Annotated in this window: 19 protein-coding genes and 1 tRNA gene; 12 read left to right on the top strand and 8 right to left on the bottom strand. The window is 71.2% G+C overall.

Annotation, left to right across the window (positions count from 1 at the left end; all coding sequences use genetic code 11):
* The first annotated feature begins 2 nt into the window (after positions 1 to 2).
* The 8 genes from ACFWUQ_RS00940 to ACFWUQ_RS00905 all read left to right on the top strand — a co-directional run bounded on the left by ACFWUQ_RS00940 (position 3) and on the right by ACFWUQ_RS00905 (position 7,632).
* Positions 3 to 386 carry a DUF6251 family protein gene (locus ACFWUQ_RS00940; RefSeq protein WP_384531280.1) on the top strand — a complete coding sequence of 128 codons (384 nt, stop codon included), beginning with the start codon at positions 3 to 5 and terminating at the stop codon, positions 384 to 386.
* 77 nt (positions 387 to 463) lie between these two features.
* Entirely contained in the window at positions 464 to 697 is a 234-nt protein-coding gene (locus ACFWUQ_RS00935) for a DUF6257 family protein (protein WP_384531278.1), read from the top strand.
* A gap of 92 nt (positions 698 to 789) precedes the next feature.
* Complete coding sequence (locus ACFWUQ_RS00930) at positions 790 to 2,910, top strand: ATP-binding protein (protein ID WP_384531276.1); 2,121 nt, start codon at positions 790 to 792, stop codon at positions 2,908 to 2,910.
* A 296-nt stretch (positions 2,911 to 3,206) separates the two neighbouring features.
* Positions 3,207 to 4,142 (top strand): bifunctional DNA primase/polymerase, encoded by a 936-nt coding sequence (locus ACFWUQ_RS00925; RefSeq protein ID WP_384531275.1) that lies wholly within the window; start codon positions 3,207 to 3,209, stop codon positions 4,140 to 4,142.
* Entirely contained in the window at positions 4,139 to 4,450 is a 312-nt protein-coding gene (locus ACFWUQ_RS00920; RefSeq protein WP_384531273.1) for a hypothetical protein, read from the top strand. The genes ACFWUQ_RS00925 and ACFWUQ_RS00920 overlap by 4 nt, the downstream gene beginning before the upstream one ends.
* The gene (locus ACFWUQ_RS00915) at positions 4,447 to 5,859 is read left to right on the top strand and encodes a phage/plasmid primase, P4 family (protein WP_384531271.1); all 1,413 of its coding nucleotides are present in this window, start codon (positions 4,447 to 4,449) and stop codon (positions 5,857 to 5,859) included. The genes ACFWUQ_RS00920 and ACFWUQ_RS00915 overlap by 4 nt, the downstream gene beginning before the upstream one ends.
* A 117-nt stretch (positions 5,860 to 5,976) precedes the next feature.
* A complete protein-coding gene (locus tag ACFWUQ_RS00910; protein ID WP_384531270.1) occupies positions 5,977 to 6,165 on the top strand; it encodes a helix-turn-helix transcriptional regulator in 189 nt (62 codons plus the stop codon).
* A 63-nt stretch (positions 6,166 to 6,228) separates the two neighbouring features.
* Positions 6,229 to 7,632, top strand: a complete 1,404-nt coding sequence (locus tag ACFWUQ_RS00905; protein ID WP_384531269.1) for a site-specific integrase — start codon at positions 6,229 to 6,231, stop codon at positions 7,630 to 7,632.
* A gap of 132 nt (positions 7,633 to 7,764) precedes the next feature.
* Here ACFWUQ_RS00905 and ACFWUQ_RS00900 read toward each other — a convergent pair.
* From ACFWUQ_RS00900 to ACFWUQ_RS00875, 6 genes are all read right to left on the bottom strand, one after another.
* Positions 7,765 to 7,854: transfer RNA gene (locus ACFWUQ_RS00900), tRNA-Ser, on the bottom strand.
* A gap of 49 nt (positions 7,855 to 7,903) precedes the next feature.
* Positions 7,904 to 8,851, bottom strand: coding sequence for a trypsin-like serine peptidase (locus tag ACFWUQ_RS00895; RefSeq protein ID WP_384531267.1), 948 nt, complete (start codon positions 8,849 to 8,851; stop codon positions 7,904 to 7,906).
* A 388-nt stretch (positions 8,852 to 9,239) separates the two neighbouring features.
* Positions 9,240 to 10,292 (bottom strand): YeiH family protein, encoded by a 1,053-nt coding sequence (locus tag ACFWUQ_RS00890; protein WP_384531265.1) that lies wholly within the window; start codon positions 10,290 to 10,292, stop codon positions 9,240 to 9,242.
* Positions 10,292 to 10,840 (bottom strand): cysteine dioxygenase, encoded by a 549-nt coding sequence (locus ACFWUQ_RS00885; RefSeq protein WP_384531264.1) that lies wholly within the window; start codon positions 10,838 to 10,840, stop codon positions 10,292 to 10,294. The genes ACFWUQ_RS00890 and ACFWUQ_RS00885 overlap by 1 nt, the downstream gene beginning before the upstream one ends.
* Positions 10,841 to 10,964: 124 nt before the next feature.
* Positions 10,965 to 11,870, bottom strand: coding sequence for a LysR family transcriptional regulator (locus ACFWUQ_RS00880; RefSeq protein WP_384531262.1), 906 nt, complete (start codon positions 11,868 to 11,870; stop codon positions 10,965 to 10,967).
* A gap of 84 nt (positions 11,871 to 11,954) precedes the next feature.
* Positions 11,955 to 13,517, bottom strand: a complete 1,563-nt coding sequence (locus tag ACFWUQ_RS00875) for a S1C family serine protease (protein WP_384531260.1) — start codon at positions 13,515 to 13,517, stop codon at positions 11,955 to 11,957.
* Positions 13,518 to 13,742: 225 nt separating this feature from the next.
* Between ACFWUQ_RS00875 and ACFWUQ_RS00870 the strand changes: the two genes are divergently transcribed.
* The 3 genes from ACFWUQ_RS00870 (at position 13,743) to ACFWUQ_RS00860 (ending at position 16,383) form a co-directional block, all read left to right on the top strand.
* Positions 13,743 to 14,543: a glycerophosphodiester phosphodiesterase gene (locus tag ACFWUQ_RS00870; RefSeq protein WP_384531258.1), complete on the top strand. Its 801-nt coding sequence runs from the start codon at positions 13,743 to 13,745 to the stop codon at positions 14,541 to 14,543.
* 213 nt (positions 14,544 to 14,756) lie between these two features.
* Positions 14,757 to 15,230: an ATP-binding protein gene (locus ACFWUQ_RS00865; RefSeq protein WP_384531256.1), complete on the top strand. Its 474-nt coding sequence runs from the start codon at positions 14,757 to 14,759 to the stop codon at positions 15,228 to 15,230.
* Between the two features lie 178 nt (positions 15,231 to 15,408).
* Complete coding sequence (locus ACFWUQ_RS00860) at positions 15,409 to 16,383, top strand: DUF5926 family protein (RefSeq protein ID WP_384531255.1); 975 nt, start codon at positions 15,409 to 15,411, stop codon at positions 16,381 to 16,383.
* Between the two features lie 182 nt (positions 16,384 to 16,565).
* Here the strand turns inward: ACFWUQ_RS00860 and ACFWUQ_RS00855 are convergent, their stop codons facing one another.
* On the bottom strand, positions 16,566 to 17,162 hold the full coding sequence (locus tag ACFWUQ_RS00855) for a hypothetical protein (RefSeq protein WP_384531253.1): 597 nt from the start codon (positions 17,160 to 17,162) through the stop codon (positions 16,566 to 16,568).
* A gap of 108 nt (positions 17,163 to 17,270) precedes the next feature.
* Positions 17,271 to 18,035, bottom strand: a complete 765-nt coding sequence (locus tag ACFWUQ_RS00850) for a bifunctional DNA primase/polymerase (RefSeq protein ID WP_384531251.1) — start codon at positions 18,033 to 18,035, stop codon at positions 17,271 to 17,273.
* A gap of 427 nt (positions 18,036 to 18,462) precedes the next feature.
* Here ACFWUQ_RS00850 and ACFWUQ_RS00845 point away from each other — a divergent pair, with 427 nt between their 5' ends.
* Entirely contained in the window at positions 18,463 to 19,992 is a 1,530-nt protein-coding gene (locus ACFWUQ_RS00845) for a PP2C family protein-serine/threonine phosphatase (RefSeq protein ID WP_384531346.1), read from the top strand.
* Positions 19,993 to 20,047: the final 55 nt, after the last annotated feature.

Below are 20,047 nucleotides of genomic sequence, written 5' to 3'. Positions count from 1 at the left end.
CCGTGAATCACCTGCCCGAACTCCCCGCGCACACCAGCGTCGTCCGGCTCCCGGACGGCACCCACGTCTACGCCGACCCGGCCACGCTGCCCGCCGCGTACGCGGGGCCGCATGTCGTCCACCAGCACATCCACCAGGCCCCGCCCGACCGGACCGTTCAGCGCATCGCGCTCGGCTCCGGAGTCGGAGCCGGCGCGGTCGCGGCCGGCGTGTACTTCGGCCCGCTCCTGATCGCCGCCCTGACCGCCATCGCCGCGAACATCGCGTTCCTGGCCGTCCTCGCCCTGGTTCTCGGCTGGTGCGTCCACACCGTCGTGAAGTCGGTCGGTAGCCCGAGCGGCACGCAGGCCGTGAAGAACGTGCGCAAGGCCCGCCGCCGACGCTGACGGCTGCCCGATCCACCCGCCCCGGCGGCGGGTGGTGAGGGGAGCCGGACAGACCGGCCCCGGACAGGAGCCTCGTGATGGCGAAGGACCCGAAGTTCACCGCCGGTGAGACCGCCCGGATGGGCTGGTACGTCGCCCGGATGGCCAAGCGCGGCATCGCCGGGGAGAGCGTCTACCTCGGCGACCTGGAGCGCAAGGTCGACCGGATCATCAACGGCGCCCGCGAACGCGAAGAGCGCGAAGCGAAAGACGCGGCGGCGGCCGAGAAGGCCGCACGCAAGGCCCGCGCCAAGAACCTCAAGACCAAGTAGCTGTGCCCCGGGGCGGCCGTCCTCTCGCCAAAGAACGCCGGCCGCCCCGGGCTCCACCATCCCGCCTCTCAGCAGGACCAGGAGTCCCCAGCATGACCGACAACGTCGTCCCCCTGTTCAAAGACCCCTCGACCTCGACCGACACGGTTACCGCGGCTTCCCCCACCGCCACCTCGGCCGCCGCCGGCGCAGTCCGGCCGGCGCGGGTGTGGAAGCGCACCGCCTCCGGTGTGCGTACGGCCGTCACCAGCGAGCGGACCCGCACCGCCGCGCGGTTGGTGGCCCGGCACGGCATGTACGTCATCGGCGGAACGCGGATCGCGGCGAAGCGGACGTGGGACGGGCGGACCGGGTCCCGGTACGAGCGGATGATCCGGGCCGCTGAGGCGGGCGGGAACTTTGAGGAGGCCAAGGAGTGGGAGGACCGGTTGCAGCGCTTCCGCTCCGGCCGCCACCACCGCCGCATGGACCTGCTCCGCTCCGCCCCCGACCTCGCCAAAAGCGTCGCGGTGGGCACCGGCCTCACGGTCGGTGGCCTCCTGCTGCTCGGGATCGTGCTGGCCATAGCCAACAAGGACATCTCGTGGCTGTTCGCCCCGATCGGCGCGGTGATCGAGGCGATCCGGATGATCGTGGTCGTGGCCACCGTTGTGTGGGGGCCCGCGCTCACGGTCGGCCCGTGGCTGGCCTTACTGGCCCTGTGGGGCGTCGGCCGCAGGCAGCAGACCGCACCTCAGTGGACGCTGCCCGTCCAGCAGCGTGACGACGCCGGAGCGCCCATCACCCCGTCCATCGTGGTGACCGCTCTGCGTGACCTGGGTATCGCACCGCTGCGGGGTGCCATCAAGGACATGGGGGATGCCGGCGCCGCGATGCTCGGCCCGATTCGGATCGCCGGATGCGGCGTGGAAGTCGACGTCACCCTCCCCTCCGGCGTCTCCACCGCCGAAGTTCAGGGACGGCGCAGGAAGCTTGCCGAGAACCTCGCCCGGCACGAGCACGAGGTGTTCATCACCCTGCCGGCCGCTGCCCGCACGGTCCGGCTGTGGATCGCCGACTCCGGCGCCCTTGACCAGCCGATCGGACCGTCCCCGCTAGTCATCGACGAGACGATGACCGCGAACTACAAGACCGGCAGGGCCCCGTGGGGTCAGGATTTGCGCGGCGACGCGGCGGCCCTGAGCCTGTACCAGCGCATGGTCCTGATCACGGGTCTGTCGAACCAGGGCAAGACCGCCGCCCTGCGCGCCCTGGCCCTGTGGCTCGCCAAGGACAAGACCGTCGAGTTCCGGATCGCCGACCTCAAGGGCGTAGGCGACTGGGCCATGTTCGACGGCCTGGCCACCACCCTGATCCAGGGCCCGACCGACGAGCACGTCATCGAAGCGACCGAGATGCTCGAAGGGCTCGTCACCGAAATGGAACGCCGGATCCAGGCCCCGCCCGGAACCGTCTTCACGCCACTCGTCGGGATCGTGGACGAAGCGCAGGTCGCGTTCATGTGCCCGACCCTCGGGGACGACAAGCGGCCCTACGGCGGGTCGAAGGCCACCTCCCGCTACTTCATGGCCGTCCGGAAGATCCACAACCAGGGGCGGGCCGTCGACGTGATCCTGTGGGAAGGCACGCAGGACCCGACCGACCAGAACCTCCCCAAGCTCGTCCGTGAGGGAGCACACACCCGTATCTCCCTCGTGCTCGGCACGGAGTCGCAGGCCCGCATGGCGCTGGGAGACAAGGCCATCGACGGTGGGGCCGCGCCGCACCTGCTCCGCCAGGGTCTCGACAAGGGCACTGTCGTCGTCGCCTCGGATGGCATCGCGATCCCGGCCGGGCAGGCGTCCATCACGGTCCGCACGCACTACATCGACACCGACCAGGCCGCCGAGATCGCCGACCGGGCGAAGGCCCTGCGCGACGGGGTCACCACCGCCCGCAGCATCGACCACGGGCCGGCGGTTGACCCGCTCGCGGACATCCTGTCCGTGCTCGGCTCGGAGCCGCGCGTCCTCACGCAGGAGGTCCTCAAGCGCCTGGCCGTGCTGAACGAGAAGGCGTACGGGGGCTGGTCGTTCCTCGACCTCAAGCGCGTTCTCGACGGCACCCCCGCCGCTCCCTACAAGTCCGACGGGCGCATGGTCATCGGCCGCGACCGTGTCGCCCGCGTCCTCGCCAGCCGCCCGGATGAGGGTTCCGCTTCCGCTGCTGAGTAGAGGGAGCCGACCCCCGCATGGTCAGGGAGGTAGGGAGAACTCCCTGACCGCCTCCCTGACCCGCCTCCCTGTGGCTGACCTGCATAAATGATCTGTCAGGGAGGCAGGGAGGCGCCGCAGGTCAGACCCCCGAAACCCCCTCCAGGAGCCTCCCGGCAGGGGGTGCCCACGCCTCCCTGCCCGCCCGGCAGCAGGGATTCCGTTTCACCCATCCGAACATGCCGAGAGCGGCCCCCCACTCACGCCAATGAAGCGGGGCCGCTCTCGTCCAGAACGCAAGAACTGGAGAGACCAGCATGACCCACCCGACCGACTTCCCGCGAGACCCCAACCGGCTGGCCTTACCCGCCCACCTCCGTACCGCACTCTGGCTCGCCGGGATCGGCCTGCCCGTCCTGCCCCTGCGCGAGAGCAAGCTCCCCGTGGGGAACTGCCCCGCCTGCACCAGCAGCAAATCCGCCGGGCCCTGCCAGTGCGGCGACCGCCCGCACATGAAGTTCGCCGGACCCTGCCACTGCCCCGCCCCGTGCCACGGCTGGGCCGCCGCCACCACCAACCCGGCCGTCCTCACCTCCCCAGCGTGGGCCCGCTCCTGGCGCCAGGCTGGCGGGGTTGCCTACCACCCCGGCGGCGCCGACCTCACCGTCGTGGACCTCGACAACGCCGACGCGATCGCGTGGGCCCGCCAGGCCCTCCCCGCGACCAAGGTCGTCCCGACCACCCGGGGCGAGCACTGGATCTACCGGGGCGCCATGCAGTCCGCCAACAAAGTGCGGCCCGGCATCGACATCAAGTCCCTCATGGCCTACACCGTGTGGCGCGGCCCCGGCACCGGCCCCATCACGGCCCTGCCGGACATCGTCCGGGCGCTGGTCGTGAGGGAAGAGTCCACCCGGCCCTTTCGCGGGGAGGTGGACTCTTCCTCACCCGCCCGCGCCACCTGGGACCGGTCGGTGGCCACCGGGTGCCGCCACACCGACACCTTCGTACAGATCGGCCTCACCCAGGGTCTGGCCAGGATCGCCGCCTGCCTTGAGCAGGGCGCGGGCAGTACCGCCTACGGTGTCGCCCGCTTCCTCGCCAACCAGCACGCCGCCTGCCCCGGCCCCTGCGGGCTGGAGACCCTCGGACGCCGGATCATCGACGCGGCCGTCGCCGTCGGAGTGCCCGAGCCGTACGCCGAGCGTGCGGTCGCCAACGGGCTCACGGCTGTGGCGGTGAGGGTGTCGTGACCACCGGCCCCCGCTCCGCCGAACCGACCCCCGCCACGGACGGCAGTGGCGCGCCGAAGGTCGTCGCCGAAGGCGTCCTTCCTGCCCTTCGCTCTGACCCGAGCAGGGACGACGGGCGCCGCTTCGTCGCCTGGCTCCACATCACCGCCCCCGGACGCGGCGCCACCCCGTCAGTCCGGTCGTGGTGCGTGTGCGGGCGGAACCTGTTCGCCGCCGGCCAGCGGCGCGCACTCGCCCTGATCGCCGACCACGCCGCCCATCGAGACGTCTGCCCGTCACGCGACCAGGAACGGAAGGCCGCCGCATGATGGACCGCCCCGCCCCCGAAGCCGAGGAACTCCCGCCGCCGACCAACCCTCTCGCCGTCGCCCGTCGACTGGAGCCGGACTGGCAGACCCAGGACGGACAGCTTGTGTGCCGTCGCTGGCGCGCATCGTGGATGCGCTGGACTGGTACCTGCTGGCGTGAGCTGGACGAAGCCCAGGTGCGCAAGGCCATGTACGAGCGCCTGGAGCACGCCGTCTACCGGGCACCCGGCAAGGAGGGCGAGCCCGAGGAGCGCGCCTGGGCGCCGACGAAGCAGAAGATCAGCAATCTCCTCGATGCTCTCGGATCCATCACTCTGCTGCCTACCGACACCGACGCGCCCGCGTGGCTCGACGGCAGCAGCGCGAGCGAGCCGGACAGCGATCCCATCGTGGCGTGCGCGAATGGCCTGCTCAGGATCCGCGACCGAGCGTTGATGCCGCACACCCCCGGCTTCTTCAACCTCGTCTCCGTCCCCTTCGCCTACGACCGGGCCGCCACAGCTCCTACGTGGGAGCACTTCCTCTCGCAGATCTGGCCCGACGACCCGGCCGCCATCACCGCACTACAGGAGTGGTTCGGCTACGTCCTGTCTGGCCGCACCGACCTCCAAAAGATCCTGCTCATCGTGGGCCCCTCCCGGTCCGGCAAGGGCACCATCGCGCGGGTGTTGAAAGCGCTGGTCGGCAAGGAGAACCTCGCCGGGCCGACACTGGCCGGGCTGGGCACGAACTTCGGGCTGGCCACGCTGGTCGGGAAGTCTCTGGCGATCATTTCCGACGCCCGACTGTCCGGGAACGACAACAGCCAGATGGTGGAGCGGCTGCTGACGATCTCGGGGGACGACACCATCGACGTCGACCGCAAGTACCGCGAGCAGTGGACCGGAAAGCTCCCCTCACGGCTGATGATCCTGTCCAACGAACTGCCCCACTTCGGCGACTCCTCAGGCGTGATCGCCAACCGGTTCGTCCTCCTCAGCATGCGAGTCTCGTGGCTCGGCAAGGAGGACCCCACCCTCACCGACCGGCTCACCGCAGAGATGCCCGGCATCCTCAACTGGGCGTTGGAGGGGCTAGCCCGGCTCCGGCGCACCAACCGGATCACGGAGCCCGTCTCCAGCCGCGATGCGGTCACCACCATGCGCGATACCGCCTCCCCCACCAGCGCGTTCGTCCGCGAGCGGTGCACAACCGGCCCCACGTGCAGCGTCCCCGTGGACGACCTGTGGGCCGTCTGGCGTGAGTGGACGGAAGACAACGGCGTGCGCGCCGGGACGAAGCAGGTCTTCGGTCGCAACCTCCTGTCCGTCATCCCCCAGCTCAACCGCACCCGCCCCCGCGACGAGCACGGCCGGCAGGTCCTCACGTACAGCGGCATCGCCCTCAACCAGTCCGACCCACATTCGTGAAAGTCGCGACTCAACGCGTCTCAAGCCACTCAGACCGCCTCTGAGACGCGATGAGTAGCGACTCAACGCAATGTGAATCCAACTCGCACCCGACCGCCTGACGGCAAGGAGTCAACGATGGCCCGCCCTCAGATGCTCAAGCTCGCTGAGGTACTCGCAGAGATCGACATGAGCCGTGCCGCCTTCTATCGCATGCGCGCCCGTGGCAACGCGCCCCGCCTCTTCAAGCTCCCGAACGGTCAGCTTCGTGTCCGGCGGGCCGACCTTGATGACTGGCTGGCCGGCTGCGAGGCAGCGGCCGCATAGCCCAGCCCCACGTCGTGGGCCCCAGCCCCTCGGCTGGGGCCCTTCCCCTTGAACGGAGTCGACTTGTACAGCTACGACGTACGGATCTGGGGCATCCGGAGCCGCCAGAGTAAGAGCGCCCCCTACCAGCTCCGATGGCTCGTGGGGGGCGAGGAGCACCAGGCCCCGTTCCTGACCAAGACCCTGGCCGACGGTCGACGCGCTCAGCTCATGGAGGCCGTTCGCAAGGGTGAGCAGTTCGACGTCTCGTCTGGGCTGCCGGTTTCCGAACTTCGTCAGCTCAAGTCCCCCACCTGGTTCGAGCACGCCAGGGCCTACGCCTGCATGAAGTGGCCGGATGCTGCGGCCAAGCACCGAGTCGGCATCGCTGAGGCGATGACGAACGTGACCATGGCTCTCGTCAGAGGCGGCAAGTCGGCTCCCGAGCCCAAGGTATTGCGGCTGGCCTTGCGGTCATGGGCCTTCCAGATGACGTTGGACCCTCAGGGGAACGCCGTCCCCCGCATGAAGGTCGAACAGCCGCCGGCGGCCGCAGCCCAGGCTCTGGAGTGGATGGCCAGCCATTCCCTCCGTGTGTCCGAGGTTGCGGAGGCTGAGAACCTGCGCCGTGCTCTTGCCGCCATCTCCCGGCGTCTCAACGGCAAGCGCGCGGCGGACAACACGATCAGGCGCAAGCGCGCCGTCCTGAGCAACGCCCTCCGGTACGCCGTCGAATGCGACGCCCTGCCCACGAATCCACTGCCCAAGGTTGACTGGGACCCTCCGCAGACCGACGACGAAGTGGACTTTCAGTACGTTCCCGGGCCCGAGCTGACCCGTCGGCTCCTGGACGCCGTCCAGGCCCAGGGCAGCCGCGGCGAGCACCTCCACGCGTTCTTCGGGTGCATGTACTACGCCGCGATGCGTCCATCTGAAGTGGCAGCCCTCGCCAAGGACGACTGCAAGTTGCCGTCGACGGGCTGGGGGGAGCTGGTCCTGCGCCGAAGCCGTCCTGAGGTTGGGGCGGGCTGGACGGACGGCGGAACGCCCTACGACGATCGTGGGCTCAAGCGGCGGGCGCGCAAGGCCAGCCGATCCGTGCCCGTGCCGCCCGCGCTCGTACAGCTCCTCCGGGGCCATCTGGAGCGCGAGGGGGCGGCTGCCGATGGCCGGCTGTTCCGTGCGGTCGAAGGCGGCCGGGTCGGCTCCAACGAGTACACCCGCGTATGGGACGGAGCACGGGAGAAGGCGCTGCCCGCAGCGGATGTGGGTACGCCGCTCGCCGAGGTCCCCTACTCACTGCGGCACGCCGGCGTCTCCCTGTGGATCAAAGCGGGGGTCGACCCGGTGGAAGTGGCCCGCCGGGCCGGCCACAGCGTGGCCGTCCTCTGGAAATTCTACGCGAAGATCCTGCGAGGCCAACAGCAGTTGTCGAACCAGCTCATTGATCAGGCTCTGGCAGAGGACGGCACCCCCGGAGGAGCCTGACTGCCTGGCCACAAGTTGGCCACACGCGCTGGTCAACAGCGTGACAGGGGCGATTCGGGGTGAGACAGGGTGAGCAGAGAGGGCGGGCACCCGGTTCGGGTACCCGCCCTCTGACCTGCTACTTCTTTGACCTGGCGGTGGGTGTGGGATTTGAACCCACGGTGACATCGCTGCCACGACGGTTTTCAAGACCGTTCCCTTAGGCCGCTCGGGCAACCCACCTGGCCGGTACAGAGTACCGGTCGGTGGGGGTGGCGGGGGCGGGCGTGGGTCAGGCCGTCTGGGCCTTGTCGTAGGCCGCCTTCGCCTCGTTGCCGAAGTACGGGCCGTACATGCGGTTCGGGAGGAACGTGTAGCCGAAGCTGTTCACCGAGACCTGGGTGCCCAGACCGGTGGCCTCGTTGAAGTCCTGGAACCAGGGGCCGCCGCTGGAGCCGCCGGTCATGTTGCAGGCCAGGCTGTGGTCCTTGGTCAGCAGGAAGTCCTTGCCGCTGTTCGCGCTGCAGTAGACCAGCTTGGTGCCGTCGTACGGGGCAGCCGCCGGGAAGCCGAAGGAGTACATCCTCTTGTTGTAGCCGCCGTTGAAGAGGATGCCTTGGGCCCCGACCACCTGGTTCAGCTTCTGGCCGTTCTGCGGGGCGACGACGGCGAGCCCGACGTCGTGGTTCATGTCCTCGCTCGCGGCCCACTGGTCCGTGGCGAAGGTCTTCGTCGCCGGCCACTGCCCGTAGGGCGCGGCGCCGTTGTTGTAGGCGGGCACGAAGACCCAGTTGGTGTGCCAGGCGCCCTGGTACTTCACGCAGTGGCCGGCCGTCATGACCGTGCTGCCGTTGGCGCTGGTGACCGAGTCGCCGGAGCAGGAGGCCGTGCGGTCGCCCATGGTGAAGAAGACGCGTCCGGAGGTCTTCACCACCGCGCCGCCGCCCGTCCAGGCCCCGCCCGGCTGCGGGAACGCCGTGGGCGACACCGCGGCCGTCGGCGCGACACGGGTGGGGGACGCGGAGGTCGCGACCGGCGTGCGTGCCGTACCGGGGACCGCCGTGACGTCGAGCGGGGTGGCGCCTCTCATCCGCTCCGCGGTCCAGAAGCCCTGGGCGTGCTGCTGCCGGAAGGACGCCGGGGCGTCCGCGGCGGCCGAGGGGGTGGCCGCCGTCACGGCTCCCGCGATCAGGGCGCCTGCCGACAAGAGGATGGACACAGCTGTGCGATGACGATTCACGCATGACTCCTTCTGCCGTGCCCGGTCCGGTCCTGTCGGTCGGACCAGGGCAGGGTGGGGGTGAGAACGGTCGGTGCGGATCGGCTGTGCGGGCGGTGCTGCGCGGGTGGTGCTGCGCGGGCGCTGCCCCGCGGTGGCGCTGTGCGCGTAGTGCGGTGCGCGTAGTGCGGTACGGGTGGTGCGGTGCGAGTGGTGCGGTGCGAGTGGTGCGGTGCGAGTGGTGCCGTACGAGTGCTGCCGCGCGGGTGGCTCGGTGCGGCGGCGGAGGGGCGGCGCGGCGTGCCGCTCGCCGGGGCAGAGTGGCACGGCCGGGCGTCGATGTCAGCGGGCAGTCGGAACGTTCGGTCGGTTCAGGCCAGCATTTGGCCAACTCCCGTCCCCCGTGCGGTCATCCCGTCAGGAGCACCCCCGCGTACGAGACCCCTGCCACCACCACCCAGGCCCCGAGCCCCAGCACCGCGGCCCGACCGCCCGTCTTGGACAGCGTCGGCAGATGCACGGCGGTGCCGAGACCGAACAGGGCGGCCGCCAGCAGAGCCTCCTGAGCCGTGTGCGCCCAGTCGAGCGCCGCCTCGGGCAGGATGCCCGTGGCCCGCAGCGCAACGGCCGCCAGGAAACCGGCGACGAACAGCGGAACAGGAGCGGGCCGCCGGCCCGAGGACGTACGCACCCCGCGCCGCCGGGCCCGTACGGAGAAGGCCACGGCCGCCACCAACGGCGCCAGCATCGCCACCCGCATCAGCTTGACCAGGACGGCCTCGCCGAGCGCGCCGGGACCGGCCGTCTGCGCGGTCGCCACCACCTGGCCGACGTCGTGCACGCTCGCTCCCACCCAGCGCCCGAACTCCGCATCGGTGAGCGCCAAGGGGCCCTGGAGCAGGGGGAGTACCGCTATGGCGAGCGTCCCGCACAGGGTGACCAGCGCCACGGAGGCGGCCACGTCCTCCTCGTCACTGCCCGACACCTCGCTCACCGCCCCGATCGCCGAGGCGCCGCATATCGAGTAGCCGGTGGCGATCAGGAGCGGTTGGTCGCCGGGGAGTCCAAGCCGCCGCCCCAGCCAGAGTGTGCCGAGGAAGGTGGCCGCGACCACTCCCGCGACCATGGCCACAGTCGCCCAGCCGAGCCGGAGCACTTGGTCCAGCCCGAGCCCGAGACCCAGTAGGACGATGCCCATCCGCATCAGCCGCCGCCCGGCCAGGGAGAGCCCCGGGCGCGCGGTACCGCGGATGAGGGGCCGCAGGCCGGGCAGGTGCGCCGCCGCGATGCCCAGCACCACAGCCGCGGTGAGCAGGGGTACCGCGGGGATGAGGAGGTGCACACACCAGGCCGTGAGTGCGCCGGCCACCGCGAGCCCCAGCCCGGGCCAGGGGGTCGATGTTTCACGTGAAACACGCCCAGGCCGCGGTGCCCGGTGAACCGGGCGGTTCAGCAGGGCCATCAGTCGACGGGGAGTGTGTAGACGCGGCGGATGCTGGTCCCCAGCCGGGACACGTCGGCTCCGTACACGTGCACGGATATGGCTGTGCTGGCACAGGAGTTGCGCACCTTGTGTATGTCACCGGGCGGTGCGAAACCGCAGACCTCGCCCTGCCCGTTGACCACGTCCTCCGTGGCGACCAGCCGCGCCTGGTCCGCACCCGGGGCGAGCCGGTAGCGGCGTTCGCTCTCCTCGCCCTGGTGCACGCCGGCCACGCACCACGAGACGTGGTCGTGGATACAGGTCTCCTGCCCCGGCAGCCACACCAGTGCGACCACCGAGAAGCTGCCGTCGGACTCCGCGTGGAGGATGTGCTGCCGGTAGCGCTCGGGATCACCCTCACGCTGGGCGGGCGTCAGGAGGTCGGGCGCCCCCAGGTGGGGGGCGAGTCGCTCGCCCACCAGGTAGGCGGTGAGGTCGGGTGCCAGGCCACGGTCCACGACCGCGCGGATCTCACTGACGAGGGCGGCCATCCTCGTGGTGGTACGGGCCGGTGTGGTGGTGGTCATACGCGCAGCGTGCTGCCGCCGTTCCATCACGTCCAACGACAGTTACGACCCCGCATCCCAAGCACTGCTTATGGGACGGTCGACGGCCGGCGGCAGGGATCCGCCCGGGACGGGTGGAGGGCGATCAGCAGCCGACCCGGTTCGCCGCGACCCGTTGCAGCGCTTCGAGCACCACCGAGGTAGCCGGGATCCGCAGGTGGTCGCGGTAGACGTAGGCGGCGATATGGCGCCTGGCGGCGGGCTGGAGTGCGCGGCCGCACACCCGGCTGAGCGAGAGGGAGGGCAGCACCAGGGCCGGCATCATGGCCACGCCCAGCCCCTGTGCGACCAGGCTCTGCACCACCAGGTTGTCGTCGGTCGCGAAGCGGATGTCGGGTACGAAGCCGAGCTCGGCGCACTCGTGCAGCAGATTCGCCCGGCAGCGCGGGCAGCCCGCGATCCACCGCTCCTCGGCGAGGTCGGCCAGGTGCACGGCGCGCCGCCGGGCCAGGGGGTGGCCCGTCGGGAGCAGCACGGTCAGCTGGTCCTCCAGCAGCCTGACCTCGGCGACCTCGTCGGGTACCTCCTCGTGCAGCCCGGGGTAGGTGAAGGCCAGAGTGATGTCGCACTCCCCGCGCTCCAGCCGTCGCAGTGACTCCGGAGGCTCTCCCTCCAGCAGCTCGACCTGGATTCCGGGGTGGTCCTTGGCCAGGGCGCTGAGGGCCTCCGGTACGAGGGTGACGTTGGCGCTGGGGAAGCCGCAGAGCCGGACCCGTCCGGTACGCAGCCGGGCGTACGCCTTCAGCTGGGCCTCGGCGGCGGAGAGGCTGCCGAGGATCGTCTCGGCGTGCCGGGACATCGACTCCCCGGCTTCGGTGAGCTGCATCTTGCGGCCCACGCGGGTGAACAGCGGGGTGCCGACGGCCCGTTCGAGCGCCTTCATCTGCTGGGTGATGGCGGGCTGGGTGTACCCCAGCACGCGCGCGGCCGCCGAGTACGACCCGGAGGCGACCACCGCGTGGAACGTCCGTATGTGCCGAGAATCGAACACCAGCGAAGCATAAGCGGACGTTGGGAGGGGCCGTAGGCGGTATACCCCCAACGGCCCCGCGCCGATCGAGCCAGTGGCCCTGCCCTACTTGTCGCCGACCCGCGAGCCGAGGGTGATGTCGACCGTGGTCGGCTTGCCGTCGCGCAGGTAGGTGAGCTTCACCGTGTCGCCGGGCTTGAACGTCCAGATCCGGCTGATCAGGGTCGGGCCGCTGTCGATGGACTTGCCGCCGAACTCGGTGATCACATCGCCGGGCTTGAGCCCCGCCTTGCCGGCCGGGCCGCTCGGGTCGACGAGCTCGTTGGCCGCCGCGCCCTGCTCGGAGATCTTCGCGCCGTTCGTCTTGGCCTGGAGGTCCACCGATACCGAGATCACCGGGTAGACCGGCTTGCCCGTCTTGATGAGCGACTCGGCGACGTTCTTCGCCTGGTTGATCGGGATGGCGAAGCCGAGGCCGATGGAACCGGCCTGGCCGCCGCCGAAGCCGCCGTTGCCCGCGGACTGGATGGCGGAGTTGATGCCGATGACCGCTCCCCGTCCGTCGAGGAGCGGACCGCCGGAGTTGCCCGGGTTGATCGAGGCGTCCGTCTGGAGTGCGCTCATGTACGAGTTCTTGCTGCCGGAGCCGTCACCCGAGGCGACCGGGCGGTCCTTGGCGCTGACGATGCCGGTGGTGACCGTGTTGGACAGGCCGAAGGGAGCGCCGATCGCGATCGTCGCGTCACCGACCGCGACCTTTTCGGAGTCGCCCAGGGGCAGCGGCTTGAGACCGGCGGGCGGGTTCTTCAGCTTGAGGACGGCTACGTCGTAGCCCTCGGCCCGGCCGACGACCTCGGCGTCGTACTTCTTGCCGTCCGAGAAGGTCGCCGAGAGCTTGCCGCCGTTCGCGGCGGAGGCGACGACGTGGTTGTTGGTGAGGATGTGGCCCTGCTGGTCGTAGACGAAGCCGGTGCCCGTGCCGCCTTCGCCGCCGCCCGCCGAGGCCTCGATGGTGACCACGCTGGGCAGCGCCCCCGAGGCGAGACCCGCGATGGAGCCGGCCTCGCGCTTGAGGTCCTTGGGGGTGTTGCCGGCGCTGATCGTGGTCGACCCGGTGCCGTTGTCGTTGCGCTCGGCCGCCCAGTAGCCCACGCCGCCGCCGATGCCGCCCGCGAGGAGAGCCGCCGCGAGCACGCCCGCGATCAGACCGCCCTTGCCCTTCGGCTTGCGCGGCGGGGTGCCGTCGGTGGTCAGGGGCGCGCCCCAGACCCCGCCGTGGCCGCCACCGCCGTACGCCGGCACCGCGGGCGGCGGGGGCGGCCAGCCCTCGGCGCCGTACGCGGCGGGGGTGTGCGGGACGGGTACGTAGCCCGGGGCGTCGCCGTACCCGGGGGCCGCGTACGCCGGGGCGGGCGGGATCGGCTGCGTCGGCTCGGCACCCGGCGGATACGTCGGCTCGGCGCCGGGTGCCGGCTCCGCGCCGTACGCGTGCGTCGGCGGGAGCTGCTGCGTCACGGGCTCGGCGGCGGTCGGCGCCGTTGCCGGGGCCGCCGCGGGGGCGGCCGGTCCCGCACCGCCGGATGCCTGCGTCTCGGCGGCCGGAGCAGGGGGTGCGGACGGGGCCGCGGGGGGCATCGGGGCCGCGGTGCCCTCGTTCTCGGTGCTCACAGCGCTCTCTCCTCGTCACACACGGCTTCAGAAATCTCTGGCGATCGGTCCGACTGAACGTTCGACGTGCCGCACAAGTTCCTGAGCAAAGCCTTTCCCATGACCCGTCAGAGCACTGTAAGCCGGACCTGTGCATCTCCTGCCATTCTTTATATCCGACATTTCAGATGCACCTCCAGGGGCGGTCCCCGACGCCCGCGCCCCACTCGGTGGCACCATGAGCCGGTGACCCACGCAACGCCGCGCCCCATCCAGGTCGTCGCCCACCGCGGCGCCTCGGAGGATGCCCCCGAGCACACCCTGGCCGCCTACCGCAAGGCGATCGAGGACGGTGCCGACGCCCTCGAATGCGATGTACGGCTCACCGCCGACGGGCACCTGGTCCTCGTCCACGACCGCCGGGTGAACCGCACCTCGAACGGCCGCGGCGCGGTCTCCGTCCTGGAGCTCGCCGACCTCGCCGCCCTCGACTTCGGGTCCTGGAAGGACCGAGAGGAGTCCCCCGACTGGGACGCCGACCCCGAGCGGACCTCCGTGCTCACCCTGGAGCGTCTGCTGGAGCTGGTCTCCGACGCGGGCCGTCCCGTACAGCTGGCCATCGAGACGAAGCACCCGACCCGCTGGGCCGGACAGGTGGAGGAGCGGCTCCTCTTCCTGCTGAAACGCTTCGGCCTGGACGCGCCGCCCGCCGAGGGGCCGCACCCGGTCCGCGTCATGAGCTTCTCCGCCCGCTCCCTGCACCGGGTGCGCGCCGCCGCCCCCACGATCCCGACGGTGTACCTGATGCAGTTCATCTCGCCCCGGATGCGGGACGGGCGACTTCCGGCCGGGGTGACGATCGCCGGGCCGGGGATGCGGATCGTACGCAACCACCCCGGCTTCATCCGCAAACTCCAGGGCGCCGGGCACTCCGTTCACGTATGGACCGTGAACGAACCGGTGGATGTTCAGCTGTGCGCGGATCTGGGCGTTGAAGCGATCATCACGAACAGACCTCGTCAGGTTTTGTCACAACTGGGGCGCTGACACCCCCTTTTACCCACACGTCACATGTGGCACGACGGTAACAGGGTGTGCTCCGGCGCATCCGTTCCGCATACGACCGGTGCGAATGCGCCAGGGGGCTCCACTTCGGCGGTTTCCGGTCCAGGCCATTGGGGCATCCAGACCATGCGTGGGGCTAAGGAGGTTCCGGGGGTGGCGTTGGTGGTGGCACAGGAAGTGCCCACGTCGTCGTGCATGGACGTACGCCATGGTCCTGCGGGCGTGGGCAAGGCGAGGCACCGGATGCGCGAGCAGCTGCGCATCAGCGGGGTGTCCGAATCGGTCGTGGACGATGCCGTACTGATCCTTTCCGAACTGCTCAGCAACGCCTGCCGTCACGGCCGGCCGCTGGGCGCTCGGGAGGTCGGGGACGGGGAGGTACGCGCCGCGTGGCGCATCGACAGGACGGGGCGACTGACGGTCGAGGTCACGGACGGCGGCGGGCCCACCCGCCCGGTTCCCGCCACGCCGTCGGTCACCGCGCACGGCGGGCGGGGGCTGAACATCATCAGCGCCCTGGCCCAGGACTGGGGTGTCCGGGACGGAGCGGCGGGTGAGGTCACCGTGTGGGTGATCGTCGCCTGTGGGCCCCGGCACGAGGATTTCGCTACGCGCGTTGCGCCCCCGGCGATCGACTTCATCTCGGCCTTCGACGATCTGGATCCCTGATCGGGATCCCCGACACGGATCCCCGCGGGGACAGCAGTACCGGTCATCCGCACAGGCGGCCGTCCGGGAGCGCACGCCGACCGTGCTCCCGGCCGCACCCCACCGGTTCCGGCGGTACGAACGGCTAGGCTCGCGCCCAGACACGACGCCGTACCGCCGCAACCGGGAGACACCCACGATGGCCAAGAAGCGCCCCGCAGCCAAGACTGCAAAGCCGCAGCTCAACAACGGTGAGATCCCCGTCGTGGGCGCCCGTGAACCCTGCCCCTGCGGATCGGGGCGCCGCTACAAGGCCTGCCACGGCGCCGCCGCCGCGCACGCGGTCACCGAGCACGTCCAGCGCCCCTTCGAGGGGCTGCCGGGTGAGTGCGACTGGGTCGCGCTGCGCGAACTCGTGCCCGCGGCCACCGTCCCGCTGAACCTCAAGGGCGGCCTGCCCGAGGGCGTTCCCTCCGTCACGCTGGTGACCGTACTGCCCATGGCCTGGCCGGCGTTGCGCCGGGAGGACGGTTCCGTCCTGCTGGGCCTGCAGAACGAGTCGTCCACCGGCGACCTCGCCCGCGACATGGCCGACACCCTGGAACGGGCGCTCGCCGCCGAGCCGGGCACGCCCGTCGCCGCCCGCCGCGTCCCCGCCGAGGGCTCCCGGCTCCAGGATGTGCTGGACCTCGACGGCGGTTTCGAGCCTGTTGTCCACACCGGCTTCGAATTCTGGATTCCGGAATCGGAGAACGCGCAGAACGCCTCTCCGGAGATCGCCGCCTCGCTGGAACGAGCCAACGCCGCCGCCATTCCCACCGTCAAGCTGGCCGGCGTGGACGCGGCCTACTGGTGCGAGACCCCGGAGAAGAACCACCTCCGCTGGGTCATGCCGCACGCCGAGGAGAAGCTGCTCGACGCCCTCGCGCGGCTGCACGCGGCCGGTACCTCCTCGCTCGGTGAGGGCACCCGACTCGTCGGCTCCTTCCGCGCCCACGGCCTGATGGTCCCCGTCTGGGACCTGCCCACCGGGGTCACCGCCGACGATGTGGAGAAGCCCGCCGCGGAGTTCGCGGAACGGCTGGCCGCGGCCCTGGCCACGGAGTCCCCGCTGACCGCGGACGAGCGCCGGGCGCGCGGCGGACTGACCAACCGCCAGGTGACCCTCAGCTGACTGCCGCGGCAGGGGCGGGACCGGTGACCGGGGTCACAACTCCCGCTAATCGCCAGCAAATCCGTGTCTGAATATCAGAGATCGAATTTGCGAACAGGCGATCTCTTGTTACCGTTCTTGTAGCCCGGTCGCTGGTGCATCCCCCGTCGCCAGCGACCGGGCCCTTCCTTTTCCAGCGGTTCTCAACCGTCACTCGGCACCGGTGAGTTGCTCCCGGACCGCAGCAGCAGCTTCCCTTCATCATCCGGAACTGCAAACTCCGCAACTGCCGAGTAAGCGTCGGGCGCGCCGGCCGACGCCTCCCGCGGCGTCTCACACAGACCGGGCTCGTCGCCCTCGCCCACCGCGCAGCGGATCTGCACCGTACGCCCGGCGGGACCCATCACCGTCAGTACCGCGTCCAGGGTGCGGCCGCTGGTGTTCCGGTAGTAAGTCCGGCCCCACGTAGCCCCGTCGCTCACCAGGACGCAGGTCTGCCCCTCGACTCCGTGCGGCGAGGAGACCTCGGGGCCGCAGCGCGAGTCGGTGCGCGGCTGCTCCTGCGGACCGGGCCGGTCGGGGCTCCCCGGCGCCGCCGCCGGATCCGGTGACGGCGCGGAGGGCGCAGACGTGCGCACCGGATCCGTCGTGCGCGCGGGTGAAAGCCCCAGCGTCGAGAACAAGCCGCCGCCTTTCCCGTCGTCCTGACCGGCCGAATCCGGTCCGGCGATCGCTCCCGCCAGGGGAAGCGACAAGATGATCAACACACCGGCGCCGATACCGATCAGGCGGAGATTCATTCGCCGAACATAGCGATGCGGGAATGGGGCACGGAGATCCCCGCGCCCAATTCCCCTGGAAACCCGTCACGTCGGCACCCGTACGAGTGACCGCCGAGGAAGGCCGGGTCAGTACGCGAGACGGCTGCCGCCACCGGGGGCGCCACTGCTCGCCTCGACGAGCGCGTCCACGACCGCCTCCACCTCGGGCAGCCACACGGTCGAAGCCGGGGATGCGGCGCCCCGGGCCGATGGTTTGCGGCGCGGGTCGGACGCGGGCTGGACCCGGTCCAGGGCGTGCGGCTCCCGTTCCCAGCGCACACGGCCGCCGCTGGAGGCGGCCGACGGAGGCAGCAGCAGGTAGCCGCCCTCCCCGTGGAAGCGCACCGAGGACGGCACGTGGTCCTTGGCGTAGAGGAGTTCGCCGAGCCGCTCCAGCGAGTAGGGCGCCACCAGCAGCGCCCAGCGGGTGGGCGTGGCCACGATCGGCCCGAGCCGCATCCCCTGCGCGTCCAGTCGGGCCAGGGCCCGCGCGGCCGCGTTGGCCGGCAGGCTCACGGCGCACGGGGCGCTGCCGCCGGTCGCCATCAGGACGGGAGCGGTGGGCCGGTTGGTCCACCACCAGGTCAGCATCCGGGGGTCGGTCGTGGCGGCGAGGAGCCCCGGGTCGAAGGGGTGGGCGCCGGGAACGACGCAGTCGGGGTCGGGGCACGCACAGCGCGAGCTGTCCGTGCCGCAGCGCCCGACACCGGGCAGCACGGGCCATTTCCACACGGTGGCGCAGGTGAGCGCCGCTTCGAGGAGAGCCGGCGCAGCGCCCTGCTCAGGATCGGGGCGCAGGGATCGAAAACGATCGCAGAGCCGCTGGAGACGCCTTCCGAGGATCTCGCGCATGAGCGCTCGTTCCTTTCCGTTGAACGTCGAGGGCCACATCACACCGTGCAGTCGGTGCCTCACTGCACGTACACATGTCGCGTCACTGTCCGCCTGAAGCAGGTTCACGCGGTTCGTGCAGTCTTCGTACGGGTCCATCAAACGTCCGGCGGGGGCGGAGTGCGACCCGTACCGGTCCCGAGACCGGCTGCCGCCGCTAAGGACGGCGCCGCGCGCCGGTCGGTTCCCGGTGCGTGCCGGGACACCGTCGGGGCTGCCGGGCGGCGCCAACTGGCCCCCGGTGTTGGTGATTACGTACCCGGGCCGTCTGCGGCGCCCGCCCAGTCGATCCCGAAAACCGTCGGGTCCCAGCTTTTTTTGGCCAAGTTCTAGCCTTGGCTGGACAGTGAGTTGCCGCCCCATGGACACCAGGATTCCCACCTGGGCAATGCTGGACATGCATCCACGTGTGCGTGTAGATGTGGATTCCTTGATGGCGGCGCAGCACGATCTGGGGGTTTGCGATGCTATATGGCGAATCGCACCAGGTGGAAAGGCGGACGCCGTGAGCGCTCCGCATCTGCCGAAAGTGGCTGGAATCGATCCAGCAGTTACCGCGTCACCGCACACTGCGGCGCCCGCATCCGCGCGGACCGTCCCCGTACCGGTGCCTCAGCCCGCCCCGGGCAGTGTGATCCAGGACCGGCTCGCGGGCATGGTCTCGGACCTCACCACCCTCCACGAACTGACCGAGCGCCTGGCCCGCGCCAACGACCTCGACTCCTCCCTGCACGAATTCCTGCGCGCCGGCGCCGCGCTGGTCGGCGCCCGCCGCGGCCTGGTGGTCCTGGAACCCTCCGACGGTCTCGGCCCCACGACGACGATCGGCCTCGGTCTCGGCCGCGCGGACCTCGGCCACATCGAGACCGTGCCGCGCAGCGCGACCTCCTACGGCCGCATCCTCGACGGCCTCCCCGACGCCCAGGGCGGCTCCGAGGTCCTCCCCGAACCCGGTGCGCCCGCCGGCGCCGGCGGCTTCGCCGCACCCGTGGACCCCCGCCACCGCGAGGTCGCCGCCCGGCTCGGCTACGCCGCCAGCTACGCGCTCCCGCTGACGGCCGAGGCCACCGGCCGGCTCGGCGCGGCCGTCTGGCTCTACGACGAGCAGGCCGAACCGAGCGACCGCCAGCGCGACCTCGCCGGGCTCTACGTCCGGCACGCCGCGGAGCACCTGGCACGGATGCTGGAGGTCGAACGGTCCCGCGCGCGCCTGGCCACCGTCGCCGAGGAACTGCTGCCCAGCCGACTGCCCCGGATCCCCGGCGTCCAGCTCGCCGCCCGGCACCACACCGGGCCGCACGGCGGCGGCGACTGGTTCGACGCCCTCCCGCTGCCCGAGGGGGCGCTGGGGCTGGCCGTCGGCTCGGTCACCGGTTCCGGCCCGAGCGCCGTGGCCGCGATGGGACGGCTGCGCGCCTCCCTGCGCGCCTATGCCGTGATGGAGGGCGAGGACCCCGTCGCGGTCCTGTCCGACCTGGAACTGCTGCTGCGCCTGACCGAGCCCGCCCGCTCGGCCACGGCGCTCTTCGCCTACTGCGAGCCCGCCGAGCGCAAGATCATCCTGGCCGGGGCGGGCCACACCCCGCCCCTGCTGATCGGCGAGCGCAGGACCGAGTACGTGGAGACCACGCTCTCCGCGCCGCTGGGGATGCTCTCCTGCTGGGAGGCGCCGAGCGTGGAGATCGAGCCCGCACCGGGAGAAACGGTGCTGCTCTACACGGACGGGCTACTGCGGCGCACCGGAGATCCCATGGACCGCGCGTACGCCCGACTGCACGCGGCCGCGGCCGGGGTCCCCCGGACGGCCCGCGAGGACCCGGCCGCCCTCTGCGACCACATCCTGCGGACCGTGCTGCCGGAGGGTACGCCGGCTGACGCCACGGAGGACGTCGTCCTGCTCGCCGCCCGGTTCGAGTGAGTCGGACGGTTGCGGCGCGGAGCGCGGGGTGCGGACGGTATGTGCGAAATGGCAC

It is taken from the genome of Streptomyces sp. NPDC058662 (assembly GCF_042716255.1).
Taxonomy (GTDB): Bacteria; Actinomycetota; Actinomycetes; order Streptomycetales; family Streptomycetaceae; genus Streptomyces.
This window is presented reverse-complemented; position numbering and strand designations above follow the sequence as displayed.